Genomic DNA, 25714 nt, shown 5'->3' with positions numbered 1-25714 from the left:
GTCCCTTCCAAGGGCCCCCTCCATCGGATGGGGCCTTTTTCATTGGCCGAGGAGTTCAGACGGGCTGATTGGCGCGCTGGTCAGACCCAGGCGCATGGCTGGTGTCATGCCGTCGCGGCCAGCGAGGCAGTAGTTGTAGTAGGCCCTGAAGACGGTCAGCAGCTTGCCGATGTTCTCCGGCTGGTAGGCGCTGTAGCCGTACCAAGTCCGCCCAGCCTTGCTGGAGGTCGCGACTGGCCGCTCCAGCATGTTCAGGCGCCGGCGCACAGACATGAAGAATCGGTCGATTGCGTGCAGGCTGGCCTTCAGGTGCAACCGGGCCTTGTGGTCCTCGTCCAGGTCCCCGAAGTCGGTGAGGTAGCAGACTGCCTTCTCGGGTTCGGCCTGATTCGGAAACGGGTGCGCCGCCCAGCGGTCCGACCACTTGCCAATCGTGGCCGCCGCGGCGAGCTCCCGCTTCATCATGAGCACCTTGACCTGGTGCTCATCGAGCTCCGGGTTCGCATCGCACTCGGCCGCGAACGCGTCTTTCGAGCGGCGGATGACCTTGCGCTTGGCGTCAACCGACAGCTCCTTGCCCAGTCGGACGAAGAACGCGTCGGCTCGGCGGTCACGGATTTCGTCCTCGAACGCGGCCAGGCAGGCCGCCCGGATGCCCGACTCCTGGTCCATGTAGAAGCGCAGCTTCTCTGCGGACGACAGCAGCCCGTGCAGGTAATAGAAGTGCGCGTACATGGTGTACTCCGCGTGCACCTGCATGCCCGTCGCTGGGAAGCGCTGGTGCGCTCCGACCATCTCGGGCGATTCCACGTCGCCGCGAATCTCGGCCTCTTGATAGGTCTTGAGAATGTCTTCTTCGAGGGTCAGCCCGCTGCGTATCCGCTTCGCAACCCGGGTGGCGGAATCGGCCACAGCCTTCGTGTAGTCCGGCCTGAGCCACAGCCTGGCGTACCGGCGGAAAGGTGCGGCAGCCGTGTAGTCGCCGCAGCTCGCGGCGTCCGCCTCGACGGTATCGGCGCTCAAACTGCCATCGAAGTTGATGTGCATGCCGTAGACGAAGCCGGTCTCCAGGTCCGCGGTGCCCAGGGCGCGGATAACCACGTTGCGCCTGTCCTTGCGGTGCGTCCAGTTGACCGCGTACTCCTGGCGGTCTATGGCTAGGTATCGCTTGGTCCCTCGGACCACCTCGGGCAACCTGCGCTCGTGCTTGGCCGCGAAGGCCTCCGCCTGCTTGGCGAAGAAGTCCAGCTTGTCGTAGACCGTCTGGGGGCTGATGCCGTGTGCCTCCGTGATGCGCGTCAGGGGCATCTTGTTCATCAACGAGGTGAGCACCGGGACGTTCTTGCGCGGCTCACGCTGGCGCAGCGTGGCCCGAAGGGGCTCAGAAAACGTCTTCTTGCAGGTTCGGCACCGATAGCGTGCCGACCCACCCTCAGTCTTGCCGAACCGGTAGTACGCTGCTGGGTTCGGCGCCGACACGGCGCCATTCGAACAGCCAGGCCGCGGGCAGCACAAGGGCGCCCGGTCGACGAAAGGCGCCAAGAGGCGGGTCAGTTCCTCGACTACGCCAAGGTTGCTCTTGAGAGGGATGGACTCCTTGCACAGGAGGCAATGCAAGTTCGGCAGCCCCGCCCCGAACGCGCCGAGCCGGTAGTCGACGCCAGGAGCAGCGCCTGCCTTGGCCCGCCGCGCGTACTTCACCGCAACCGCCGGAGGCACGCCGTAATTGGCGCAGCGCGGGTTCTTGCAGAAGTTGACTTGCAGCGGCCGCTTGGCACCGCCAAAGAACGCATATTCCGAGTCCTCCGGAATCCGTGCCTTCGGGGGTGCTGGAGGCGTGATTGGAGATACCAAGAAAACTGCCCCGTAAGTCGTTGAACTTACGGGGCAGTATGCCGAATCAGGCCCTACTTTTCAACAGGTTAAGCGAGGGGCTTGCCTTGCGGGCCGCTTGCTGAAAGGAAAGGGTGGGGCGCCTTTTAGCGCACGCCCAGCAGTTCCACATCGAACTTCAGCGTGGCGTTCGGGGGAATCACGCCACCGGCGCCGCGTGCGCCATAGCCCAATGCGGCCGGGATGATCAGGGTGCGCTGGCCGCCGATCTTCATGCCCTGCACGCCCTCGTCCCAGCCCTTGATGACCATGCCAGCGCCCAGCGAGAAGGCGAAGGGGTCGTTGCGGTCGCGGCTGGAGTCGAACTTGGCGCCCTGTTCGCCGCCGTTGTAAAGCCAGCCGGTGTAATGCACCGTTACCTGGCTGCCCTTGGTGGCTTCCGCGCCATCGCCCACGGTGGAGTCTTCGTATTGCAGGCCGGATGCGGTGGTGGTCAATGCCATGGGGATTCCTTGATTGCTATTAAAAATATAGCTTCTGTGGCTTTGTAGTAGCGCGCTAGAAGCTATCTAGATAACGATTTTATCCGGCATCCAGGGCGGAGCCGTGCAGGCGCGGCGTGCCGCGTCTTGCTTCTTTTCTTATTTCTTGGCGCGGCCCGCTACCCAGCGTGTGGCGAAGGCTTGCACGTCACTCAGGCGCTTGAGCAGGTCGGAACCCGAGGGGGTGACCGTGTAGCCGTCGCTGCCATGGTCCACAAAGCCCGCCTCGCGCAATTCCTTGATGCGGGTGTTCAGCGTGTTGGGCGTGATGCCGCCGACGCTGTCTTGCAGCAGCCGGAAGGTCTGGGGGTGGCCATCGCGCAGGGCCCAGAGCACGCGCAGTGCGTAACGGCATTCGAGCCGTTCAAACAGCTGGTTGATGGCGGCATTTTCTTTGGAGCTCATGGATGCTTCTCCTCGCGCGAGTGTTGGGTCAAAGTTCGGGGTGGCGCCACAGGCACCAAGTCCGAGGGGCGCTGCGACTATAGCGCGGAACCTGTTTTGCTACAAGTTTGGTAGCTCTTAAGGCACGGTGCACATGCGCCTGCCTCTTAAAAAGCCCCAAATCAATTCAAAGTGTTGCATGCGGGCCACGAACGCGAAGGGGGTCGGCACGGGCACTTTCAACGCCTCCTGCAGTGCCTGCAAGAGATGTTTGTCCGGGTTTTCCAGGGCTGCTCCTGCGGAGGCTGTCGCTGCTCAGGCGGCAGCAGGCAGGCCGACGCGCGCCAGGTGCTCCACCAGCAACCGGGCGCAGGCAGGCAGCGCCTGGCTGCTGCGGTAACACACGGCAAAACGCCGCTGGGCCCAGGAATCGCTCAGGGGAATGATGCGCACCGGAGCCGTGCGGGCAAAGGGCTCGGCCACTTCGCGCGGCACCACGCTGATCGCCAGATTGGCGCCCACCACGCGCAGTGCGGCATCAAAGTTTGACACCAGCACCCGGTGCGCCAGGGTCTTGCCTTCCACGGCTGCGGCGCGGGCCAGCAGCACCTGGACGGCGCTGAGCGCTGGCATGCTGACGAATTCGTGCCCGAGCACATCGGCAAAGCGCACCGATGCCAAGCGGGCCACGGGGTGCGCGGCGTGGGCCACGATGGCCAGGTGGTCGCTGCGGTAGGCGCAGGTTTCCAGGCCGGTGAGGTCGGCCGCATCCCAGCAGATGCCGATGGACGCGCTGCCCTCGCGGATGCCTTGCACCACATCCGGGCTGACGCGCTCCTCCATGCTGACCTGGATGTCGCGGTGTGCCGGGATCTGCAAAAAGGCCGCCACGTCGTCGGCCAGGGACTCGGCCATCACCGAGGCCGTGACCAGCATGCGCACATGCCCCCGGATGCCGGTGGCATACGCCGCCATGTCGCGCTCGATCTGGCCGACGCTGGCCAGCATGGTGCGGGCATGTTCCAGCAGCGTCTCGCCCGCCGGGGTGGGCGCCACGCCGCGGCGCCGGCGCACCAGCAGCGGCGTGCCCACGGCATGTTCCAGTTGCGCCAGGCGCTTGCTGATGGCCGAGCCGACGATGGACTCCTGCTCGGCCACTCGGGCAATGCTGCGCTGCTCGCAGACAGCGGCAAACAGCCGCAGGGTCAGAAGGTCGAGGTCGCGCATGGAGATGTGTCGTGTGATATTCCGTTCGGGAATCTTACAGATTCCAAAATGTATTTTCTGATACCGGTAGGAATTTCTAGAATGGACTGATTGCACCCTTGGAGCCGTCCCGTGAACCACTCCCCGCTATCGCCATCGCCCCATGCCCGTGGACCCGCCCGGGCGGTTGTCCGCGAGGTCGGCCTGCGCGACGGCCTGCAGAGCATTGCCACCGTGCTGCCCACGGCGCGCAAGCTCGAATGGATCGACGCCGCCTATGCCGCCGGCCAGCGCGAGATCGAGGTGGGCTCGTTCGTGCCCGCGCGCCTGCTGCCGCAACTGGCCGACACGGCCGAGGTGCTGGCCCATGCCAGAACCCTGCCGGGGCTGTTCGCCTCGGTGCTGGTGCCCAATTTCAAGGGGGCCGAGCGCGCGCTGGAGTGCGGGGCCGATCGGATGATCGTGCCGCTGTCCGCCAGCCATGCCCACAGCCTGGCCAACCTGCGCAAGACGCCCGATGAGGTGGTGACCGAGGTGGCGCGCATCCGCGCCCTGCGCGACTCCACGGGCCGCAAGACCCTGATCGAGGGCGGCGTGGGCACCGCCTTTGGCTGCACGCTGCAGGGCGAAGTGGCCGAGGGCGAGGTATTGCGCCTGATGCAGGCCCTGCTCGATGCCGGCGCCGACCGCGTCAGCCTGGCCGACACCGTGGGCTATGCCGACCCGGCCAGCGTGCAGCGCCTGTTTGAAAAGGCCCGCGCCCTGGTGGGCGACCGCCTGTGGTGCGCGCATTTTCACGACACCCGTGGCATGGGGCTGGCCAATGCCTATGCGGCGTGGCAGACCGGCATTGAGCGCTTCGATGCCTGTCTGGCCGGCATCGGGGGCTGCCCGCATGCCCCCGGCGCCAGCGGCAACGTGGCCACCGAAGACCTGGCCTTCATGCTGGAGAGCATGGGCGTAAGCACGGGCCTGGATCTGCCCGCGCTGCTGGCCCTGCGCCAGCGCGTGGCCGGCTGGCTGGCCGGCGAAACCCTGCACGGCACGCTGTGGCAAGCCGGCTTGCCCAAGGTGCAGGCGGCCGCTGCTGCCAGCGCGCCGGCTGCCCTGGCTGGGCAGCCCCTCTGAATCCTTTATCGTGAGCCCCATGACTTCTGCCTCTTCACCGTCTGCTGCTGCTGCTCCATCTTCCGATCCCGCATCGCGCCCCTTGCCCCTGGCGGGCCTGCGCGTGGTGGAGTTCACCCACATGGTCATGGGCCCCACCTGCGGCATGGTGCTGGCCGATCTGGGTGCCGAAGTCATCAAGGTCGAGCCCGTGGATGGCGACCGCACGCGCCACCTGCTGGGCGCGGGCGCGGGCTTTTTCCCCATGTTCAACCGCAACAAGAAGAGCATTGCGCTCGACCTGCGCAGCCCCGAGGGTCTGGAGGTGGCGCGCAAGCTGGCGGCCTCGGCCGACGTGGTGGCGCAGAACTTCAAGCCCGGCGTGATGGGCAAATACGGCCTCGACTACGCCGCGCTCAGCCAGCTCAACCCGCGCCTGATCTATGTGAACCACACCGGCTTTCTGCCCGGCCCTTACGAGCACCGTACCGCACTCGATGAAGTGGTGCAGATGATGGGTGGCCTGGCCTATATGACCGGCCGCCCCGGGGACCCGCTGCGCGCCGGCACCAGCGTCAACGACATCATGGGCGGCATGTTTGGCGCCATCGGCGCCATGGCGGCGCTAATGCAGCGCGGCATCACCGGGCGCGGGCAAGAGGTGGACTCGGCCCTGTTCGAGAACAACGTGTTCCTCGTGGGCCAGCACATGATGCAGTACGCCGTCACCGGCCAGCCCGCCGCGCCCATGCCGGATCGCATCTCGTCCTGGGCCCTGTACGACGTGTTCAGCGTGAAGGATGGCGAACAGATTTTCCTGGCGGCCGTGAGCGATGCGCAATGGATCACCTTTTGCGATGCCATGGGCTACACCGACCTCAAGGCCGACCCGCAACTTGCCACCAACAACGACCGCGTGCGCGCGCGCTCCACGCTGCTGCCCGAACTGCGCCAGCGCCTGGCCAGTCACAGCGCTGCCGAGCTGACGGCCGTCTTCGAGCACAACGGCCTGCCCTTTGCGCCCATCCTGCGGCCCGAGCAGCTGTTCGACGATCCGCACCTCAACGCCACCGGTGGCCTGGCCGACATCACCTTGCCCGACGGTGAGCGGGCCGGGCAGACCGCACGCACCACGCTGTTCCCCTTGCGCATGGACGGCCAGCGGCTGGGCGTGCGCCTGCAGCCCCCGGTGCTGGGGCAGCACACTGCGGAACTGATGGAGCAGCTGGGCTACACCAGCGCACAGGTGCAGGCCCTGCAGGCGCAGGGGGCGGTAGCCTGAGCGCTCGGGTCTTGGGGCTTCGCACGGCGCCCCTAGAACAATGATCAATGACAACGATGGAGACAACCCATGACATACAACCCGGCTCGCAACCACCTTCCTCCACCGCCTCTGCTCGGCATGGCGCGGCGCGCCCTGCTGGCGGCTGCTGGGGCCGCTGCTTTGGCTCCCGCGCTGACCTGGGCCCAGGGGCCTGACAAGCCGCTGCGCCTGGTGCTGCCCGTCAGTGCGGGCTCGGGCGTGGATGGCGTCGCCCGCGTGTTGGGCCCCAGCCTGGGCAAGGCGCTGGCGCGCCCCGTAGTGGTGGAAAACTTTCCCGGCGCGGGCGGCATCACGGGCACCTCGGTGATCGTCAAGGCGCCCAAGGATGGCTCGGTGCTGGGCATGGTGTCCAACAACCATGTGGTCAACCCCAGCGTGTTCAAGAACATTCCCTACGACGCCGTGGACGACATCACGCCCATCACCCTGATCGGCGCCACGCCGTTCGTGCTGGTGGCCCACCCTTCGGTGGCCGCAAAAAACGTGCGTGAACTCGTCGCCCTGGCCAAGGCCCAGCCGGGCGTGCTGAACTATGGTTCGTCGGGCAACGGCACCATCCTGCACCTGGCCGCCGAGATGTTCGTGCACGAAGCCCAGGTGGACATCAAGCACATCCCCTACCGGGGCATGGGGCCGCTGACGGCCGATGTGCTGGGCGGGCAGATCCAGCTGGCGTTCATTGCCATTGCGGTGGCCGCGCCCCATGTGAAGGCGGGCGCGCTGCGGGCCATTGGCTTGTCGTCCACCACCCGCTCGCCCCTGCTGCCCGACCTGCCAACCATTGCCGAACAGGGTCTGCCCCAGTACGCACTCGATGGCTGGGTGGCGGTGGTCGGGCCTGCCGGCTTGCCCAAGGCCGAGGTGGAGCGTGCCTACCAGGGCGTGCGCAGCGCGGTGGCAGCGCCGGAGGTGCGCGACGCCTTGCTGGCGCAGGGCTATCAGTTGCAAAGCCCGCCGCCCGATGCCACCGCTGCATTCTTTCGCAGCGAGGTCAACCGCATGGCCAGGCTGGTGAAGCAGTCAGGGCTCAAGCTGGACTGAATGCTATTATTTATGTAGCTGCAAGCGCTTATCAATAAAGCGCTTCAGGCATTTTTCGTTCAAGTTTTTTGACGGGGCCAGCGCACCGTTGCGTCGCCCCCAAAGCACGACGCCCCAGCACCACGGTGGTGTCTGGGGCGCGTGAGGCAGACCCTGTTAACAGGGGCGCAAGCGATACGGTTTACAGCGAATCGATAAAGCTGCGCAGCTTGTCCGAGCGGCTGGGTGCTTGAGCTTGCGCAAGGCCTTGGCTTCGATCTGGCGGATGCGTTCGCGCGTCACGTCAAACTGCTTGCCCACTTCTTCCAACGTGTGGTCGCTGGTCATTTCGATACCGAAGCGCATGCGCAGCACCTTGGCTTCGCGGGGGTCAGGCCATCGAGAATGTCCTTGACCACATCGCGCAGGCCGGCCTGCATGGCGGCTTCGATAGGCGCGGTGTTGGCACCGTCCTCGATGAAATCGCCCAGGTGGCTGTCGTCGTCGTCGCCGATCGGCGTTTCCATGGAGATCGGCTCTTTGGCGATCTTCATGATTTTACGGATCTTGTCCTCGGGGATCTCCATCTTGGCCGCGAGGATGGACGCATCGGGCTCAAAGCCAAACTCCTGCAGGTGCTGGCGGCTGATGCGGTTCATCTTGTTGATCGTTTCGATCATGTGCACCGGGATGCGGATGGTGCGCGCCTGGTCGGCAATGCTCCTTGTGATGGCCTGGCGGATCCACCACGTTGCATAGGTCGAGAACTTGTAACCGCGGCGGTATTCGAACTTGTCCACCGCCTTCATCAGGCCGATGTTGCCTTCCTGGATCAGGTCGAGGAATTGCAGGCCGCGGTTCGTGTACTTCTTGGCAATCGAGATCACGAGGCGCAGGTTGGCCTCGATCATTTCCTTCTTGGCATCGCGCGAGGTCGACTCACCCTCGTTCATGCGCTTGTTGATGCCCTTGAGTTCGGCCAGCGGCACAACCACGCGCGACTGCAGGTCGGTCAGCTTTTGCTGCAGATCCTGGATGGGCGGAATGTTGCGCGCCATGATGGCCGACCAGGGCTTGCCGGCCGTGGCCTGCTTTTCCACCCACTTGAGGTTGAGCAGGTTGGGCGGAAATTCCTTGATGAAGGTTTCCTGGGGCATGCCGCACTTGTCCACGATGATGCGGCGCAGCTCGCGCTCTTTCTTGCGCACATCATCGACCTGACCGCGCACCATGTCGCACAGCTTTTCGATGGTCTTCGCCGTGAAGCGGATGGTCATCAGCTCTTCCGACAGGGCTGCCTGGGCCTTCACGTAGGCGGGCGTGCCATAGCCTTCCTTGTCGTAGATCTTGTGGACCTTCTCGAACAGCTCGCGCAGCTTGTCAAAGCGCTCCAGCGCCTGCTTCTTGAGCTCTTCAAGCTTTTTGGTCAGGGCCTTGCTGCCGCCCTTGCCGTCGTCATCGTCGGCTTCGTCGAATTCGTCGAAGTCTTCTTCGGCCACATAGTCGTCGGCCTCGTTGGGGTTGGAAAATCCGTCCACGATGGTCGAGATGACGACCTTGCCTTCGCGGATGTCCTCGCCCATGTTCAGGATTTCGGCAATGGTGGCGGGCGATGCGCTGATCGCCTCCATCATGGCCATCAGGCCGCCTTCGATGCGCTTGGCGATTTCGATTTCGCCTTCGCGCGTGAGCAGCTCCACCGTGCCCATTTCGCGCATGTACATGCGCACGGGGTCGGTGGTGCGGCCGAACTCGCTGTCCACGGTGGACAGGGCGGCTTCGGCGGCTTCTTCGGCTTCTTCCTCGGTGGCGCCCGCGGGGGCGTTGTCGGTGATGATCAGCGCTTCGGCATCGGGCGTCTGCTCGTACACGGCCACGCCCAGGTCGTTCAGCGTGGTGATGACGGCTTCGAGGGTTTCGGCATCGACCAGCTTGTCGGGCAAGTGGTCGGAGATTTCAACGTGCGTGAGGTAGCCGCGCGTCTTGCCCAGCTTGATCAGGGTCTTCAGGCGTGCACGGCGCTTGGCCATGTCTTCTTCCGACAGGACGGTTTCGTCCAGGCCGAATTCCTTCATCAAGGCGCGTTCTTTCGCCTTGCTGATCTTCATGCGCAGGGGCTTGACCTTCTCGGCCGTGGGGGCGGCTTCCGCTTCTGGCTCGACTTCGCCTTCGAGGTCGGCTTCGATATCGGACAGGTCTGCGTCATCGCCACCCACTTCGCCGGCCGCGGCCTTGGGCTTGCGGCCACGCTTGGCAGGGGCTGCCTTGGCCTCGGCGGCGCCAGCGGCCTTGGCGGGCGGCCAGGGCGTTTTTTGGGGGCTTCGTCGCCGTCAGACGGGGCCGCCGCAGCGCGGGCAGGTTTCTTTTTCAGCAATTCATCGGCAGCTTTGGTCAGCTCGGCAGAACTTTTCACAGGCACAGTATTCACTTTCTTGGCAGCCGGAGCAGGGGCGGCAGCAACGGCCTTCGCAGGCGCGGCTTTGGCCGGTGCTTTGGCAGCGGTTTTGGAGACAGCCTTTGCGGCAGTGCCTGGGGCAGACTTGAGTGGCTTCGCGGACTTTTGAGCAGGCATGGAACAACCTCAGAGTCAAAAACGGACACAAAGAAAACGCAAGCGCCTCAGATCCCGGCGCGGGTGGCACTGCAAAAGCACAGCTGATGCAGTTGGAGGAGTGATCCTCAGGGGCAAGATGTCTGGGCGAACATTTGGTGTGCAGTCCTTGCGATAAGTGGGCCCATCAGCGCATATGTGCGCGTTTGTCACGGTGGCCCGGCTCGGAGGTGCTGCTGTCGCTCTTGCCGAAAAACCCTACATTATACCGACTGCACGAAATTTCAAGCGGTGCGCGGCAATATGCCTTGCAGTGCATTGCGCCGCTGTTCGAGGGCGCGGTAGCGTTCCAGCGCCGTGGGGTCTTGCGCTGCCTGCAGGATCAGGGCTTTTTGCTGGGCGTTGATGTCCTCGATCAGCATGCGGTTCAGAAGATCGCGCAGCTCCAGCCGCAACTCGTGCAGATCACCCTCGGTCTGCGCGTGCGAGCCGGTCATCACCTTCACCGCCAGTGCTTCACAGGGGTGGCCCCGCAGGCTTTCCCGCAGCAGGGCCCAGGCCAGCGGGCCATGCTCGTGGAGTTGCTCCTCCAGCCAGCTGAACAGCGGGCCATGCGGGGCGGGCTGGGCGCACAGCGCGGCGTGGTCGTCGTGCGTCAGGTCTTCCAGAAACGCCATGTGCGACAACAGCAGCCGTGCGGCATGGTCTGCGCGGCTGGCGGTGGGCGTGCGCGGCAGGCGTGGCTGGGGTGGCCAGGGGGCGGCGTCCTTCTTTTTCCAGCTGCCCCCTTTCCAGTCGCCGCCCTTGCGATAAGGCGGTTTCTGGGATGAACCGTATGCGCTACCGCCGCCGGGTGTTTGCCAGCCGGGATCGGCAGGCATGCCCCACGGGGGCTCATCGGCGGGTGTGGCAGCAGGACGGTGCGAGGCGCTCGCGCCGGGGTGGCGCGCTGCCTCCTGGGCGGCGGTCTTGCTCCAGAGGTCGGACAGCTCGTGGGCGTCCAGTTGGGCCTGCTGGGCCAGTTCGGCGAGCACCTGGCGCCGCAGCACCCCGTCGGGCAGGGCGCTCCACAGGGCCGGGCATTGCTCGCCATGTGGGCGCGGCCTTCCGCCGTGCCCAGGTCGCATCCTTCGCTGGCGGCTTCGATCAGGAAGCGGCTCAGGGGAACGGCATCGCCAATGTGGCGTGCAAAGGCATCGGAGCCATGGGCGCGCACAAAGCTGTCAGGGTCGTGCTCGGGCGGCAAAAACAGAAATTTGATGCTGCGCGTGTCGCTGGCATGGGGCAGGGCGCCATCGAGCGCCTTGCGCGCTGCCCGGCGGCCCGCGGCATCGCCATCAAAGCTGAACACTACCGATTCGGTGAAGCGCAGCAGCTTTTGCACATGTTCGGGTGTGCAGGCCGTGCCCAGCGTGGCCACCGCGTTCGGGAAACCCAGTTGGGCCAACGCCACCACGTCCATGTAGCCCTCGGTGACCAGCGCAAAGCCCTGCTCGCGGATGGCGGTGCGGGCCTCGAACAGGCCATAGAGCTCGCGGCCCTTGTGGAACACCGGGGTTTCGGGCGAGTTGAGGTATTTGGGTTTGTCATCGCCCAGCACCCGGCCGCCAAAGCCGATGCACTCGCCCTTGACGTTGCGTATGGGAAACATCACCCGGTCGCGGAAACGGTCGTAGCGTTTGCCGCCGTCCTCGTCATTGACGATGACCAGCCCGCTTTCTTCCAGCAGCGGGTCGTCGTAGTGCGGAAAAACGCTGGCCAGGCTGCGCCAGCCCTCGGGGGCATAGCCCAACCCATAGCGCTTGGCCACCGCACCCGACACGCCCCGGCCCTTGAAATACGCTACGGCGCGGGGTGATATGCGCAGTTGCTGGCGATAGGCCTCGGCGGCCTTTTCGAGCACATCGGTCAGCGTGGCCTGCTTTTGCCGGGCGGCGGCGGCGCGCTCTTTTTCCTGGGGGAAATGTCATCGTCGGGCACCTGCAGGCCCACCTGCTGGGCCAGATCCTGCACGGCCTCGACGAAGCCCATGCCGGCATGCTCCATCAGAAAGCTGATGGCGTTGCCGTTCTTGCCACAGCCAAAGCAGTGATAGAACTGCTTGGCGGGGCTGACGCTGAATGAAGGCGATTTTTCGCCATGAAAGGGGCACAGCCCCATGAAATTGGCGCCACCCTTCTTGAGCTGCACATAGCGGCCCACGATGTCCACCACGTCGACGCGCGCGAGCAGTTCCTGGATGAAAGATTGGGGGATGGACACCCGTGTATTTTGAACGATCCGGCCCGCGCGCCTCAGTCGCAAGGTCTGCGGCGGCGCACGCGCACGATAGCGTCCATATCCTTGGTCTCGAGGTCTTCCCCAGCGCCGGCCGATCAGAGGGCGGATACAGTTCGAGGGTTCCGAATCGGAGAGCCCATCATGACCAGCATCTACGACCAGCACCTGCCCCGCACGGAGGCCAATTTCGCGGCCCTGTCGCCCCTGGGCTTCATCGAGCGCACCGCCGAGGTCTACCCCGACCGCCTGGCCATCGTGCATGGCGATCTGCGCCAGACCTGGGCCCAGACCTACGCGCGCTGCCGCCAGCTGGCCAGCGCGCTGGCACGCTCGGGCATTGGCAAGAACGACACCGTGGCCGTGATGCTGCCCAACACCCCGCCCATGGTGGAGGCGCACTTTGGCGTGCCCATGGCGGGGCCGTGCTCAACGCGTTGAACACCCGACTCGACCCTGAGGCCATCGCCTTCATGCTCGACCACGGCGAGGCCAAGGCCGTGATCGTGGACCCCGAGTTCGCGGGCACCATGGCCAAGGCCCTGGCGCTGCGCCAGAGCCAGGAGCCGCTGCTGCTGATTGATGTGGAAGACGCGCTGTATGGCCCCGCCAGCCAGCGCTTGGGCCAGCGCACGTATGAAGAATTTCTGGCAGGCGGCGACCCGCAATTTGACTGGAAGCTGCCCGCCGACGAATGGGACGCCATTGCCCTCAACTACACGTCGGGCACCACCGGCAACCCCAAGGGCGTGGTCTACCACCACCGGGGCGCGGCCACCAACGCCATCAGCAACGTACTCGAGTGGGACATGCCCAAGCACGCGGTCTATCTGTGGACGCTGCCCATGTTCCACTGCAACGGCTGGTGCTTTCCGTGGACGGTGGCGGCGCGCGCGGGTGTCAACGTGTGCCTGCGCCGGGTGGAGGCGCAGGCGATCTTTGATGCCATCCGCAACCACGGCGTTACCCACTATTGCGGCGCGCCCATCGTGCACGGCCTGCTGGTCAACGCGCCCGACGCCCTGAAAGTGGGCCTGCCCTCGGGCGTGAAAGCCATGGTAGCCGGCGCCGCGCCGCCCGCGTCGATGATCGAGGGCATGGAGAAGATGGGGTTCGATCTGACCCATGTCTATGGCCTCACCGAGGTGTACGGCCCGGCCACGGTGTGCGCCAAGCACGAGGCGTGGGACGCGCTGGACATCGGCGAGCGCGCCCGCCTCAACGCCCGCCAGGGCGTGCGCTACCACCTGCAGCGCGATGTGCAGGTGCTCGACCCCGAAACCCTGCAACCCGTGCCCTGGGACGGCGAAACCATGGGCGAGATCATGTTCAAGGGCAACATCGCCATGAAGGGGTACCTCAAGAACCCGAAGGCGACGGAGGAGGCCTTTGCCGGCGGCTGGTTCCACAGCGGTGATCTGGCCGTGCAATACCCCGACGGCTACATCAAGATCAAGGACCGCAGCAAGGACATCATCATCTCGGGCGGCGAGAACATCTCGTCCATCGAGGTCGAAGACGTGCTCTACCGCCATCCCGACGTGCTGGCCGCCGCCGTGGTGGCCAAGCCCGACGCGAAGTGGGGCGAAACCCCTTGCGCCTTCGTGGAGCTGAAAGCCGGCGCGCAGACCACGGCCGATGACATCGTGCAGCACTGCAAGAAGCACCTGGCCGGCTTCAAGGTGCCGCGCGCCGTGGTGTTTGGCGAAATCCCCAAAACCGCCACGGGCAAGATCCAGAAGTTCGAGCTGCGCAAGCAGGCGGGCTCGGCCACGGCGATCAACGTCTGACCAAGTCAGCGCGGCCAGAGACGCAAACACCACCGCCGAAAGCTCTCTTTTATATAGCTGTTAGCGCTTTATTCATAAGGGCTAGGACCATATTTCGTTCAAGTTTCGCCCAGACTGCCTGTTTGCCCAGGTCATGCTGGGAAATGACCGTGAAGACCGGGTGCGATACTTGCCGCGGTTTTTCGTCTCCACCCGCGCGAGGTCGTGTCTGTGCCTTGCTCCGGTCCTTCGTTCGTGCCTGGTTTCCCGGGCAAGTGAGTTGCTGATTGAAGTCCCTGAACTCCCCCGATCTGGCCGCCCGCAGCCTGGCTGCGGTCTGGCACCCTTGCACCCAGATGGCGCGCGCCGCCGTTACCCCACCGCTGGCCATCGCCCGGGGCGAGGGCCCTGGCTTTTCGATCTGGAAGGCCGGCGCTATTTCGACGCCAACAGTTCCTGGTGGGTCAACCTGTTCGGGCACTCGGATGCCGGTATCCGCGCCGCCATCACGCAGCAGCTTGAAACCCTACCCCACGTCATGCTGGCCGGCTGCACCCATGCGCCCGCGGTCGAGCTGGCAGAAAAGCTCTCGGCCCTGACCGGTGGCGCCCTGGGCCACGCCTTCTTTGCCAGCGACGGCGCCTCGGCCGTCGAGATCGCGCTGAAGATGAGCTTTCATTCGTGGTGCAACCGGGGCCAGGCGGACAAGCGCGAATTCGTCTGCCTGCGCAACGGCTACCACGGCGAAACCATTGGCGCGCTGGCCGTGACCGACGTGGCGGTGTTCCGCGATGCCTACGACCCGCTGCTGATGCGCGCCCACATCGTCGATTCGCCCGATGCGCGCCAGGGCCTCGGCAGCGAGGCCCGCGCACTGGCCGACCTGCGCCGCGTGCTGGCCGAGCGGCGCGGCCATGTGGCCGCCCTCATCATCGAGCCACTGGTGCAGTGCGCCGCCGGCATGGCGATGCACGAGCCCTCGTACCTGCGCTCCGTGCGGGCCCTGTGTGACGAGTTCGGCATCCACCTCATCGCCGACGAGATCGCGGTGGGCTGCGGGCGCACCGGCACTTTTTTTGCCTTTGAGCAGGGCGAGTGCGGCTGGCCCGACTTCATCACGCTTTCCAAGGGCATCAGCGGTGGCACGTTGCCACTGTCGCTGGTGCTGACCACCGAAACTGTGTACCAGAGCTTCTGGAGCGAGCAGGTGGGGCGCGGCTTTCTGCATTCGCATTCCTACACCGGCAATGCCCTGGCCTGCGCGGCGGCCAATGCCGTGCTCGACCGCTTTGCTGCCGACCGGGTGCTGGAGAAAAACCGTGTGCAGGCCCGGATGCTGGCCGAGGCCTTTGCGCCGCTGGCCACTGACCCGCGCGTGCACCACCTGCGCCAGCGCGGCATGATCCTGGCGTTCGATGTGCGCGAGCCTGGCGAGCGTTTTGCCGAGCGCTTTCACCTGGCGGCCCGTGCGCACGAGCTGCTGATCCGCCCCATCGGCGCCACGGTGTACCTGATGCCGCCCTACCTCATCGATGCGCCCACGGCGCAGTTCCTTTTTCAGGCGGTGATGGCCACGCTCACGGAGGTGCTGGATGCTGCTTGACCACCTGAACCAGAAACTGCAGGCCATCGCGGCCAGGGATCTGACGCGCGTGCTGCGCGAGGCCGAAAGCGCCACCGCGCCGCTGCAGCGTGTGCGCGGTGCCGACGGGCAATCGCGCGAGCTGCTGATGTTCTGCAGCAACGACTACCTGGGCCTGGCCGCCCATCCCGCGCTGGCTGACGCGCTGGCCGAGGGCGCGCGCCTGTACGGTGCTGGCTCGGGCTCGTCGCACCTCATCAGCGGGCATTCGAGCGCGCACGCTGCGCTGGAGCGCGCCCTGGCGGCCACGGTGGCGCCCGCCATTCCCAACGCCGAGGCGCTGTTTTTCTGCACCGGCTTCATGGCCAACCTGGCGGTGCTGACGGCCCTGGGCGATGCCGATGCGGTGATCTTCTCGGAAGAGCTCAACCATGCCTCGCTGATCGACGGCGCGCGCCTGGCCAAGGCGCCGGTGCAGCGCTATGCCCACTGCGACGTGGCGCAGCTCGACGCGCTGCTGGGCGCCTGCACGGCCCGCATCAAGCTGATCGTCACCGATGCGGTGTTCAGCATGGATGGCGATGTGGCCCCGCTCGATGCCCTGCTGGCGCAGGCCGAACGGCACGACGCCTGGCTGGTGGTGGACGATGCCCATGGCTTTGGCGTGCTGGGGCCGCAGGGGCGCGGCACGCTGGCGCACTTTGGCCTGCGCAGCGAGCGGTTGATCATGGTGGGCACGCTGGGCAAGGCGGCCGGCGTGGCCGGTGCCTTTGTGGCGGCGCACCCCACCGTCATCCAGTACCTGATTCAGGCTGCGCGGGCCTACATCTTCACCACCGCCGCGCCGCCCGCCGTGGCCCACGCGCTGCTGCAAAGCCTGGCGCTGATGGCGGGCGACGAGGGCGAACAGCGCCGCGCCAACCTCGTGCGCCTGCAGGCGCAGCTGCGGACCGGCGTGGGCGCCATTCTGGCGCGCCGTCCGGGCCTGGGCTGGCGGTTGGTGGCGTCGGACACGCCCATCCAGCCGCTGGTCATCGGTGAGAACGCCGCCGCGCTGCGGGTGGCCGCCATCCTCGACCGCGCCGGCCTGCGCGTGCCCGCCATCCGCCCGCCCACCGTGGCACCAGGCACGGCGCGCCTGCGCATCACGCTGTGCGGCACGCATACCGCGGCCGATATCGACCGCCTGCTGGCGGCGCTGGCCGATGCGGCGCAGGAGCTGGCATGACGCGCGGATTTTTCAGCGCCGGGCCGCCCCAAGATGAAAAGCAGCCCCCTCGGGGGGCAGCGACCCGCGAAGCGGCGGAGCGTGGGGGCATTTTTCATCACCGGCACCGACACCGAGATCGGCAAGACCGCCATCACCGCCGCGTTCACGCACCTGGCGGCGCAGTCGGGCCTGCGCGCCGCGGCCATCAAGCCGCTGGCGGCGGGGCAGGACTGCGTGGACGGCTGCTGGGTCAACGAAGACGTACTGCGCCTTCGCGCGGCCAGCAACATGGGCCTGCGTGATGACGAGGTGGGCCCGCTGCAGCTGCGCACGCCGTGCGCACCGCACATTGCCGCACGGCTGGAGGGGCGCGCCATTTCGCGCGAGGCATTGCTGACCGCCGTGCGCGGCGTGGCGGCGCGGGCCGACATCGCCTTTGTCGAAGGCGTGGGTGGCTTTCGTGTGCCGCTCATTCCGGGCTGGGACACCGCCGACCTGGCTGTGGACCTGGGTTTGCCGGTGGTGCTGGTGGTGGGCCTGCGCCTGGGCTGCATCAACCATGCGCTGCTCACGGCCGAAGCCGTGCGTGCGCGCGGCCTGCGGCTGGCGGGCTGGGTGGCCAACACCGTGGACGCTGCCATGCCCCATGTGGCCGACAACCTGGCTGCGCTGGAAGCCGGCCTGCAAGCCCCTTGCCTGGGCCATGTGCCCCGCCTGCCAGAACCCCATCCTGCGGCCATTGCCGCCCATCTGCCGCAGGCGCTGGCGTTGCTGCAAGCCACATAGGGGTACGGGGGTTGTCGCCCCCAGCGCGCTCCGGTGATTTTGTTGGGTGTGGTTGCGGATTTTTTTGCTATTTTGTTAATAGCTGCTAGCGCTGGTTCTGAAAGCGCTGGCGCCCTATTTGCCTTGAAGGTTCGGCTCAGTCGCCCATCACCACGCCTTCGCGCCGCGGGTCGGCCCCGCCCAGCCAGATCTTCTTGCCATGGGCCTGGCCACGGGTGATGGCCTGCAGGCCGCTGGTCATGTTCATTTCGCGCACCTCGGCGCCGCGTGCGCGCAGGGCTTCCACCGTGGCGGGCGGAAAGCGGTTTTCTTCCAGCAGCGTGGGGCCGTTCATGGAGCCGAAGTTGGGCAGGTTGATGGCCTGCTGGGGCATCAGGCCCCAGTTGAGCACGCCATACAGCGTCTTGGCCGTGTAGTGGATGATGGCGGCGCCGCCGGGGCTGCCGCCGCTCATCAGCAGCTCGCCGCTGGCCTGGTTGAACACCAGCGTGGGCGCCATCGACGAGCGCGGGCGCTTGCCCGGCTGCACGCGGTTGGCAATGGGCTGGCCCTGCGCGTCGGTGGGGGCAAAGCTGAAGTCGGTGAGCTCGTTGTTGAGCAGAAAGCCACCGCTGCGCGCGGCGTTGGTGGTCACCATCTGGCGCGAACCGAACTGGTCTTCGATGGTGGTGGTCATGGCCACCGCGTTGCCGAAGGCGTCCACGATGCTGATGTGGCTGGTGCCGTACTCGGGCTGGTCGGGCATGGGGGCCAAGCTGGTGCGCATGGCGCCCGGCGTGCCCGGTTGCGCCACCTTCATGCTTTGCGCACCGATCAGCTGGGCGCGGCTGGCCAGATAGGCGGGCTCCAGCAGGCTCATCCAGCTGCCGGCGGGGGGCTGCACGAAATCGGGGTCGGCCACGTAGAGCGCGCGGTCGGCAAAGGCCAGGCGCGCGGCTTCGGTGTATAGGTGCAGCCAGTCGGCGCCGGGCGCAGGGCCGCGCAGGCCGTCCTGTAGCGGCATGGTGGCCGCGTTGGTGTTTTGGAGGATGCCCAGGATCTGGCCGATGGCGATGGCGCCCGAGCTGGGTGGCGGAAAGCCGCACACGCGAAAGGCGTGGGGCGCGACTTGGTAGTTGGTGCACAGGGCGTCGCGCTTTTTGGGCTGGTAGCCCGCCAGATCGGCCAGGCTGAGCTGGCCCGGGTTGGTGGGGTGGGTGCGCACCTTGGCCACGATGGCCTGGGCCACGTCGCCCTCCAGCAGCGCCTTCGAGCCTTGCCGGGCGATGGCCCGCAGCACGGCGGCCAGTTCGGGGTTCTTCAGCACATGGCCCACGGGCCAGGGCTTGCCAGCGGCGTCAAAGAAGTAGGCGGCAGCCACGGGGTCTTGCGCCAGAAACTTGTCATTGGCCAGCAGGGTGTTGAGCCGGGCGCTGACCTTGAACCCGCCCTCGGCCAGTTGGATGGCGGGCTGGAACAGCTGCGCCCAGGCCAGCTTGCCGTGCTCTTTGTGGGCCAGCTCCAGCATGCGCACCGTGCCCGGTACGCCCACCGAGCGGCCACCCACCACGGCATCGTTGAAAGGCAGGGGCTTGCCGTCTGCGCCGATGAAAAGCTTGTCGGTAGCGGCTGCGGGCGCGGTCTCGCGCCCGTCATAGGCCTCGACCCGGCCGCCCGCGGCATGCAGCAAAAAGGCGCCGCCGCCAATGCCGCTGGATTGCGGTTCCACCAGCGTCAGCACCATCTGCACGGCGATGGCCGCATCGATGGCCGAGCCGCCGGCCTTGAGCACCTGGTAGCCGGCATCGGTGGCCAGCGGGTTGGCCGCGGCCACGGCAAATTTCTCGGCAGCCCAGCCCGGTTTTTCCGTATAGCCCGAAGAGCCCTCGGGCTGGCTGGGCACGGTGTAGGCCAGCGGCGGAGCGCTGTTGCAACCGGCCAGCAGCGCGGCGGCAGCGATCAGCGCAATGCGAAGGGGGGTGGTCTTGGGCATCCTGCGTTCTCCATGGGGTGGGCGGGAACCCATGGTAGCGGGCGGGCGGCTGGGCGCTGGCAGTTGTTACATTGCGGAACAGCGCCTTGGCTTTGTGCTGTTTTTTGCCTCTGGCGCTTTACAGGTAAGCGCTAGTTGCTATCAATTAGAGAGCAAATCATCTCACGCCGGCACGGGGCCGCTTGCCCGTCTTCCACCACGAAGCGCGCCAGGGTGGATGCGCCACTGTTTGCCAGCAAGGGGTCGTCTACCCCCCGCAAGGTGGTGGTCCAGCGCTGTGGCGTGATGTCGGCCAGGCCGTAGCCGCGCAAATCGCAGCGCGCCAGCAGCACATGCGGGTTGTGGCGGGCGATGGCATCGACCTTGTCCTGCGTGGTGCCCGCGCGCGAACTGATCGAGGTGCCGCAGAACTCGCTGGCGATCACCGGCCCGGCAGGCTGCTGGCCGTCTGCCCCGGCATCGGCGAGCACCTTGCAAACATAGTTCTGGTGGATGTCGCCGCCGAGCAGCACGCTGTTGCGCGGTGAGTGGCGGGCCAGTGACTGCAGCAGGCGCGCGCGGGCGCCAGGGTAGCCGTCCCAGCTGTCGGTAGAAACCACGCCCGAGGGGTAGCGGCGGGGCGAGAACAGGGTTTGCTGCGCGATCACGCTCCAGCGGGTGCGGTCATGCTGCGCATCGGCGGCCAGGCCCGCATCGAGCCAGTGCTCCTGGGCAGCGCCCAGCAAGGTGCGTTGTGGGTCGGCCAGGGCGGCGCAGTCTTGCGGGCGCACGGCCGATGCACCGCCCGCGTCGGCCGGGCGGCAGGCCTGCCATTGGCGGTGCTGGCGGCTGTCGAGCAGGTGCATTTGGGCCAGGCGGCCCCAGCGCAGGCGCCGGTACACCTGCAAGGCGCCAAAGTCGGGCGCCAACAGGCTGGCGGCGCGCAGGGGCATGTTTTCGTAAAACGCCTGCCAGGCCGCGCTGCGCAGGGCCAGGAAAGCCCCCGGATCGCCCTGGCTGCCTTTGCCCTGTGCGCCGGCATAGTCGTTTTGCACCTCATGGTCGTCCCAGGTGACGGCCCAGGGGCAGGCGGCATGGGCGGCCTGCAGGGCGGGGTCGCTCTTGTGCAGCGCATAGCGGTCGCGGAAGTCGGCCAGGGTGCTGGCGTGCCGCAGCGCGTGCACGCGCGCCAGGCCCGTGGTGCTTTGCGGCGATGCGTATTCGTAGATGTAGTCGCCCAGAAACAGCACCAGGTCGGGCTGGTCGGCGCGCAGGTGGCGCCACGCGGCATAGTGGCCGTGCTCCCAGCGCTGGCAAGAGGCAAAGGCGATGCGCAGATGGGCGTCCATGGCATCGGCCTCGGGCGCGGTGCGGGTGCGGCCCGTGGCGCTGACGGCATCGCCCAGCATGAAGCGGTAGTGGTACCAGCGGGCCGGGGCCAGCCCGGTCAGCTCCACATGTACGCTGTGGCCCAGGTTCGGCAGCGCGGCGGCTTCGCCTTTTTGCACGATCTGCGCAAAACGTGCATCGTGCGCCACCTCCCAGCGCACGGTGTGGGCGGTCTGCATCTGCGCCGGGTTGGCCAGCACCAGTCGCGTCCACAGCACCACGCCGTCCGGTGCGGGGTCTCCACTGGCCACGCCGAGTGCGAAAGGGTTGGATTGCAGCGATAGCGGGTTGCTCCACGCCCAGCGGGGCAGTGTGGCGGCAGCGGCAGCCCAAGCCGCGTGCCGCAGAAAGGACCGTCTTTGCTCTGGGGGCATTACAGGGTGCTCTTCAGTGCGCTGCGCTGAAAACTGAAGCGGCCCAGGCCAGCGGCCGCCGCGCAAGGGCCGCCCGCCGCGCTGGCGGCGTCCCCTGCGGGGGAAGGCGCCGCAGGCGACACAGGGGGGCCTATTGTCATGCCGCCATGACGCGGTTCTTGCCCGAACGCTTGGCCAGGTACATGCCCTTGTCGGCCCGGCGAATGGCCTCGGTGCTGGTCTCGCCCTCGCCCAGCTGGGCCACGCCGGCGCTGAAGGTGATCAGCACTTTTTCGGTGCCTTGCAAAAAGAAGCGGGTGGTCAGCTCGCGCTGCAGGCGCGTCATGGCGGCGACGCCGTTGGCAACGGTGGTGTCGGGCAAGATCAGCACGAACTCTTCGCCGCCATAGCGGGCCAGCAGGTCCTGGGGGCGCATGACTTCGCGGGTGACCTGGGTCAGGTGCAGCAGCGCCGCATCGCCGGCATTGTGGCCAAGCCGGTCGTTGATGGTCTTGAAGTTGTCGATATCGAGCAAAGCCACGCACAGCGGCGCACCCGTGCGGCCTGCACGGGCCAGTTCGCGCTCCATGGCCTCGTCGAGCCCCTTGCGGTTAAGCGAGCCGGTGAGCGGGTCGTGGCGTGCCTGGGCGCTGGCGCGGTCGAGTTCTTGCTGCAGCTGTGCCACTTGGGCGCGCTTGAGCTCGGTGCGCTCGCGCAGTTCCCGAAGCTCGTCGTGGGCCGTCCGGCTGTCCAGGGCCATGGAGCGGGTGGCATGCATCACTTCCTGCAAAACAGGGGCAATTTCCTCCAGGGTGGTGGCCTTGCCAATGAGATCGGCGCAGCGCTCCATCGTGCCCTGGTAGGTGGAGCTGGAGTCGGTGATCTTTGCCAGGCGCTCGATGAAGGTGGACAGCATGTCCTTCATCTGCTCCTGGGCCTCCACGGTGCGGGTGTGGGCTTCGGTCTGCTTGAAGATCACGTCCTTCAGGCGCCGCTGCACATCGTCCAGCCGGCGCAGTGTGAGCGGCGGCGTGGAGGCGGCCATCAGTGCCTCGGCCTGGCCGTTGAGCCAGCGGTCTTCCACGCTCAGCGCGGCGATGTTCTCGAACACCATGTGCAGCAGCTCGAGCAGGCTGGCGCGGATGGCGGCCTGGTCTTCGGTGGCAAACGACAGGCGGTAGGTGAAGTTGCCCAGCATCAGCTGCACGGTGGACACGGGCGGGGCGGGTTCGCGCAGCAACGTTGTCAGCTGCTGGGCCATTTCATGCACGCGGGCATCGTCTTCGCCCAGCGCCGGCAGGGTGTTGTCGATCAGGCGGGCCAGCAGCTCTGCCAGGTCTTCGGGCAGGATGGTCAACGCAGTGGCTTGGGCCACCACGGGTTCGGCGGTGGCCGGGTTCAGCCCCAGATTGGCGTAGCCCACCATCACGCTTTGCAGGGCGGACCAGTCCTTGTTTTCCACGGCCCGCCCCAGCTGGCCCAAAAGCCGTTTTTGTGCCGGAGTCTGGCCCGGCAGCACTCGCAGAATGTGCTGCAGCGGCCCATCCGGGAAAACCGGCGGGGTGCGGACGCCGGCGATTTCGTCATACAGTGCCAGATAGTTGTCGGGCGTGGGAGCAAGTCGGCGGACGGCCAATTGCTTGAGCGTTTCACGGGCAATTTCAGAGGGTTGTCGGTCCGCCATGTGCGAGCATCCGTGTCAGGGGTCTGGGGTGCGCGAGTTTGACACAGGGCCGCGGCTTCGCGGCCAAGCCGCCCGCCTTGGTGGTGCGATTTCAGTTGACCATGACCAGCTTGCCCATCACGCCGCGCGAGCCCATGTGGGCGTAGGCTGCGTGCAGTTGCGCCATGGGCATGGTGCGGTCGATCACGGGCTTGACCTTGCCCTGGCCATACCAGTGGGCCAGCTCGGTCATCATGGCGGCATTGGCCTTGGGCTCACGCTTGGCGAAGTCGCCCCAGAACACGCCCACGATGGAGGCGCCCTTGAGCAGCGCCAGGTTGAACGGCAGCGCCGGGATGGGCCCCGAGGCAAAACCCACCACCAGATAGCGGCCGCGCCAGGCGATGGAGCGGAAGGCCGGCTCGGCAAAATCCCCGCCCACGGGGTCGTAGATCACGTCCGGTCCTTTGCCATTGGTCAGGGCCTTGATGGCCTCGCGCAGGTTTTCCTTGCTGTAGTTGATGGTGGCGTCGGCGCCAATGGAGGTGCACAGCGCGCATTTCTCGTCGCTGGAGGCGGCTGCAATCACCCGCGCCCCCATGGCCTTGGCGATCTGGATGGCTGCCGTGCCCACACCGCCGGCGGCGCCGAGCACCAGCACGGTCTCGCCGGCCTTGAGCTGGGCGCGGTCTACCAGCGCGTGGTGGGATGTGGCGTAGATCATGATGAATGCCGCCGCATCCACGAACGAGAATCCCTCGGGCAGCGGCATGCACAAGGCCGCCGGGGCAATGGTGTGGGTGGCAAAGCCGCCGGTGCCGGAGAGGCAGGCCACGCGCTGGCCCACCTGGAGGTGCGTGACGCCTTCGCCCACCGCCTGCACCACGCCCGCGTATTCCGAGCCGGGCACAAACGGTAGCGGGGGCTTCATCTGGTACTTGTTCTGCACGATCAGCAGATCAGGAAAATTCAGACTTGCGGCCTTGATCTCGATGAGCACTTCGCCCGCTTTGGGCGTGGGCGTGGGCAGTTCGGTCCAGGTGAGTGCGTCAACGCCGGTGGGGTTGGTGCAAAGCCAAGCGTGCATGGGGTGTCTCCTGTCAATAGTGGCCTGCATGATAGGGGTGGCCACGGGGCGCCCGATGTCCCACGAGCGACGGACCTGTTGCGGCCGGCGGGCCCCTACAATCCGTTGCAATCCGCACAGTGACCATGAAGATCCTTCTATCCAACGACGACGGCTACCAGGCCCCGGGCATCGTGGCCGTATACGAAGCGCTCAAGACCATCGCCGATGTGGAGGTGGTTGCGCCCGAGCACAACAACAGTGCCAAGTCGAACGCCCTGACCCTGCATTCGCCGCTTTATGTGCACCAGGCCGCCAACGGCTTTCGCTACGTCAATGGCACGCCGGCCGACTGCGTGCACATCGCCCTCACGGGGCTGCTCGGATACCGCCCCGATCTGGTGGTGTCGGGCATCAACAACGGCGCCAACATGGGTGACGACACCATCTATTCGGGCACGGTGGGTGCCGCCATGGAGGGGTATCTTTTCGGTATTCCGGCCATGGCGGTATCCCAGGTGGACAAAGGCTGGGGCGAAATCGAGGCCGCAGCGCTCAAGACCCGCGAAATCGTTGCGCAGATGATGGCGCAGAACCTGGTGAGCGAAGCGCCCTGGCTGCTTAACATCAACATCCCGAACATGCCGCTGGACGCGTTGCGCCCGCTGAAGCTGTGCCGCCTGGGACGACGCCATGCTGCCGAACGTGTGATCGTGCAGGAAAGCCCGCGTGGTGAGGTGATGTACTGGATTGGCGGAGCCGGTGCAGCCAAGGACGATGCAGAAGGCACCGATTTTCACGCCACGGCCCAGGGGCATGTGTCTGTCACCCCCTTGAAGGTGGACCTGACGGACCACGACAACCTCGGCTATTGGGCACAGACCGCGTCCCGCCTGGTGGTCACAGGTTCTGTGTCCGCGCAGCGGTGATGCAGCGCAGACCCGGTTTTCCTGCCCGTCTGGATGGCCCGGCAGGCGCCACCTCCAGGGTGGCTCAACTGTCCGTTCGCCCGGTGGTTGTGCCTGCAGCCCCGCAGGGGGTCGGGCTGGATTCGGCGGCGGTGCGCGCCCGCATGGTGCAAAAGCTGGCTGCGGGGGGGATTTCCTCGCCGGCGGTGCTGCACGCCATGGCGGCGGTGGAGCGGCACCGCTTTGTTGACAGCGCGCTGGTAAACCAGGCGTACGAAGACACGAGCTTGCCCATTGGACTGGCGCAGACCATTTCCAAGCCGAGCGTGGTGGCGCGCATGTGCGAGTTGCTGCTGGGTGCCGAAGGCTCGCGCGCTGCGGGACTGGGCCGGGTGCTCGAAATCGGCACCGGTTGCGGCTACCAGGCCGCGGTGCTCAGTCATATTGCACGCGAGGTGTATTCGGTCGAGCGTCTGCGCGGCCTGCACGAAAAGGCCCGCGACAACCTGCGCCATCTGCGGCTGGCCAATGTGCACTTGCTGTTCGGCGATGGCATGCAAGGCTACGCCAAGGGCGCTCCGTATGCCGCCATCATTGCAGCCGCCGGTGGCGAAGCCGTGCCGCAGGCCTGGTGCGATCAGCTGGCTCCCGGGGGGCGACTCGTGGCGCCCATGGCGCTCGCGGGTGGACAACAAGTGTTGCTTGTAATCGACAAAACCGCGCACGGATTGAAACAAAGCGTTCTCGAGCCGGTTCATTTTGTCCCTCTAAAATCGGGGATTGCCTGAAGGGA

Annotated in this window: 15 protein-coding genes and 4 pseudogenes; 9 read left to right on the top strand and 10 right to left on the bottom strand. The window is 66.4% G+C overall.

What is annotated here, in order from left to right; translation table 11 throughout:
• Window positions 1-39: 39 nt before the first annotated feature.
• The 4 genes from CBP34_RS13515 to CBP34_RS13500 all read right to left on the bottom strand — a co-directional run bounded on the left by CBP34_RS13515 (window position 40) and on the right by CBP34_RS13500 (window position 3986).
• Window positions 40-1854 (bottom strand): IS1 family transposase, encoded by a 1815-nt coding sequence (locus tag CBP34_RS13515; protein ID WP_208616336.1) that lies wholly within the window; start codon window positions 1852-1854, stop codon window positions 40-42.
• Between the two features lie 125 nt (window positions 1855-1979).
• Window positions 1980-2336 carry an FKBP-type peptidyl-prolyl cis-trans isomerase gene (locus CBP34_RS13510; RefSeq protein WP_086927772.1) on the bottom strand — a complete coding sequence of 119 codons (357 nt, stop codon included), beginning with the start codon at window positions 2334-2336 and terminating at the stop codon, window positions 1980-1982.
• Between the two features lie 138 nt (window positions 2337-2474).
• Window positions 2475-2780, bottom strand: coding sequence for a winged helix-turn-helix transcriptional regulator (locus tag CBP34_RS13505; protein WP_005796313.1), 306 nt, complete (start codon window positions 2778-2780; stop codon window positions 2475-2477).
• A gap of 294 nt (window positions 2781-3074) precedes the next feature.
• On the bottom strand, window positions 3075-3986 hold the full coding sequence (locus CBP34_RS13500) for a LysR family transcriptional regulator (RefSeq protein WP_094098335.1): 912 nt from the start codon (window positions 3984-3986) through the stop codon (window positions 3075-3077).
• A 111-nt stretch (window positions 3987-4097) separates the two neighbouring features.
• Here CBP34_RS13500 and CBP34_RS13495 point away from each other — a divergent pair, with 111 nt between their 5' ends.
• The 3 genes from CBP34_RS13495 to CBP34_RS13485 all read left to right on the top strand — a co-directional run bounded on the left by CBP34_RS13495 (window position 4098) and on the right by CBP34_RS13485 (window position 7437).
• On the top strand, window positions 4098-5093 hold the full coding sequence (locus CBP34_RS13495) for a hydroxymethylglutaryl-CoA lyase (protein WP_094098334.1): 996 nt from the start codon (window positions 4098-4100) through the stop codon (window positions 5091-5093).
• 19 nt (window positions 5094-5112) lie between these two features.
• A complete protein-coding gene (locus CBP34_RS13490) occupies window positions 5113-6354 on the top strand; it encodes a CaiB/BaiF CoA transferase family protein (RefSeq protein WP_094098333.1) in 1242 nt (413 codons plus the stop codon).
• 69 nt (window positions 6355-6423) lie between these two features.
• Complete coding sequence (locus CBP34_RS13485) at window positions 6424-7437, top strand: tripartite tricarboxylate transporter substrate binding protein (RefSeq protein WP_094098332.1); 1014 nt, start codon at window positions 6424-6426, stop codon at window positions 7435-7437.
• 181 nt (window positions 7438-7618) lie between these two features.
• On the opposite strand, the pseudogene rpoD reads toward CBP34_RS13485, so the two are convergent.
• Window positions 7619-9988 (bottom strand): annotated as a pseudogene (rpoD, locus tag CBP34_RS13480) (RNA polymerase sigma factor RpoD).
• A gap of 263 nt (window positions 9989-10251) precedes the next feature.
• Window positions 10252-12229 (bottom strand): annotated as a pseudogene (dnaG, locus tag CBP34_RS13475) (DNA primase).
• 159 nt (window positions 12230-12388) lie between these two features.
• Between dnaG and CBP34_RS13470 the strand changes: the two are divergent.
• From CBP34_RS13470 to bioD, 4 genes and pseudogenes are all read left to right on the top strand, one after another.
• Window positions 12389-14034, top strand: a pseudogene (locus CBP34_RS13470) (acyl-CoA synthetase).
• A gap of 335 nt (window positions 14035-14369) precedes the next feature.
• A pseudogene (bioA, locus tag CBP34_RS13465) lies at window positions 14370-15616 on the top strand (adenosylmethionine--8-amino-7-oxononanoate transaminase).
• Window positions 15606-16823, top strand: a complete 1218-nt coding sequence (bioF, locus tag CBP34_RS13460) for an 8-amino-7-oxononanoate synthase (RefSeq protein ID WP_094098331.1) — start codon at window positions 15606-15608, stop codon at window positions 16821-16823. Before bioA ends, bioF begins: the two are co-directional and overlap by 11 nt.
• A gap of 81 nt (window positions 16824-16904) precedes the next feature.
• Window positions 16905-17591 (top strand): dethiobiotin synthase, encoded by a 687-nt coding sequence (bioD, locus tag CBP34_RS13455; RefSeq protein ID WP_236748424.1) that lies wholly within the window; start codon window positions 16905-16907, stop codon window positions 17589-17591.
• Between the two features lie 136 nt (window positions 17592-17727).
• On the opposite strand, the gene CBP34_RS13450 is transcribed toward bioD, so the two are convergent.
• From CBP34_RS13450 to CBP34_RS13435, 4 genes are all read right to left on the bottom strand, one after another.
• Window positions 17728-19563: a gamma-glutamyltransferase family protein gene (locus CBP34_RS13450; protein ID WP_094098329.1), complete on the bottom strand. Its 1836-nt coding sequence runs from the start codon at window positions 19561-19563 to the stop codon at window positions 17728-17730.
• A gap of 131 nt (window positions 19564-19694) precedes the next feature.
• A complete protein-coding gene (locus CBP34_RS13445; RefSeq protein ID WP_094098328.1) occupies window positions 19695-21305 on the bottom strand; it encodes an alkaline phosphatase D family protein in 1611 nt (536 codons plus the stop codon).
• Between the two features lie 136 nt (window positions 21306-21441).
• Complete coding sequence (locus CBP34_RS13440; protein ID WP_086927764.1) at window positions 21442-22968, bottom strand: diguanylate cyclase; 1527 nt, start codon at window positions 22966-22968, stop codon at window positions 21442-21444.
• Between the two features lie 91 nt (window positions 22969-23059).
• Window positions 23060-24034 carry an NADPH:quinone oxidoreductase family protein gene (locus CBP34_RS13435; RefSeq protein ID WP_094098327.1) on the bottom strand — a complete coding sequence of 325 codons (975 nt, stop codon included), beginning with the start codon at window positions 24032-24034 and terminating at the stop codon, window positions 23060-23062.
• 125 nt (window positions 24035-24159) lie between these two features.
• On the opposite strand from CBP34_RS13435, the gene surE reads away from it, so the two are divergent.
• Together surE and CBP34_RS13425 are read left to right on the top strand one after the other, a co-directional pair.
• Window positions 24160-24942: a 5'/3'-nucleotidase SurE gene (surE, locus tag CBP34_RS13430; RefSeq protein WP_086927762.1), complete on the top strand. Its 783-nt coding sequence runs from the start codon at window positions 24160-24162 to the stop codon at window positions 24940-24942.
• Window positions 24942-25709, top strand: coding sequence for a protein-L-isoaspartate(D-aspartate) O-methyltransferase (locus tag CBP34_RS13425; protein WP_086927761.1), 768 nt, complete (start codon window positions 24942-24944; stop codon window positions 25707-25709). The genes surE and CBP34_RS13425 overlap by 1 nt, the downstream gene beginning before the upstream one ends.
• Window positions 25710-25714 lie beyond the last annotated feature (5 nt).

Source organism: Acidovorax carolinensis (genome assembly GCF_002157145.1).
Taxonomy (GTDB): Bacteria; Pseudomonadota; Gammaproteobacteria; order Burkholderiales; family Burkholderiaceae_C; genus Acidovorax; species Acidovorax carolinensis.
Note: the sequence above shows the minus strand (reverse complement) of the source record. Positions and strands in the feature narration are given on the sequence as shown.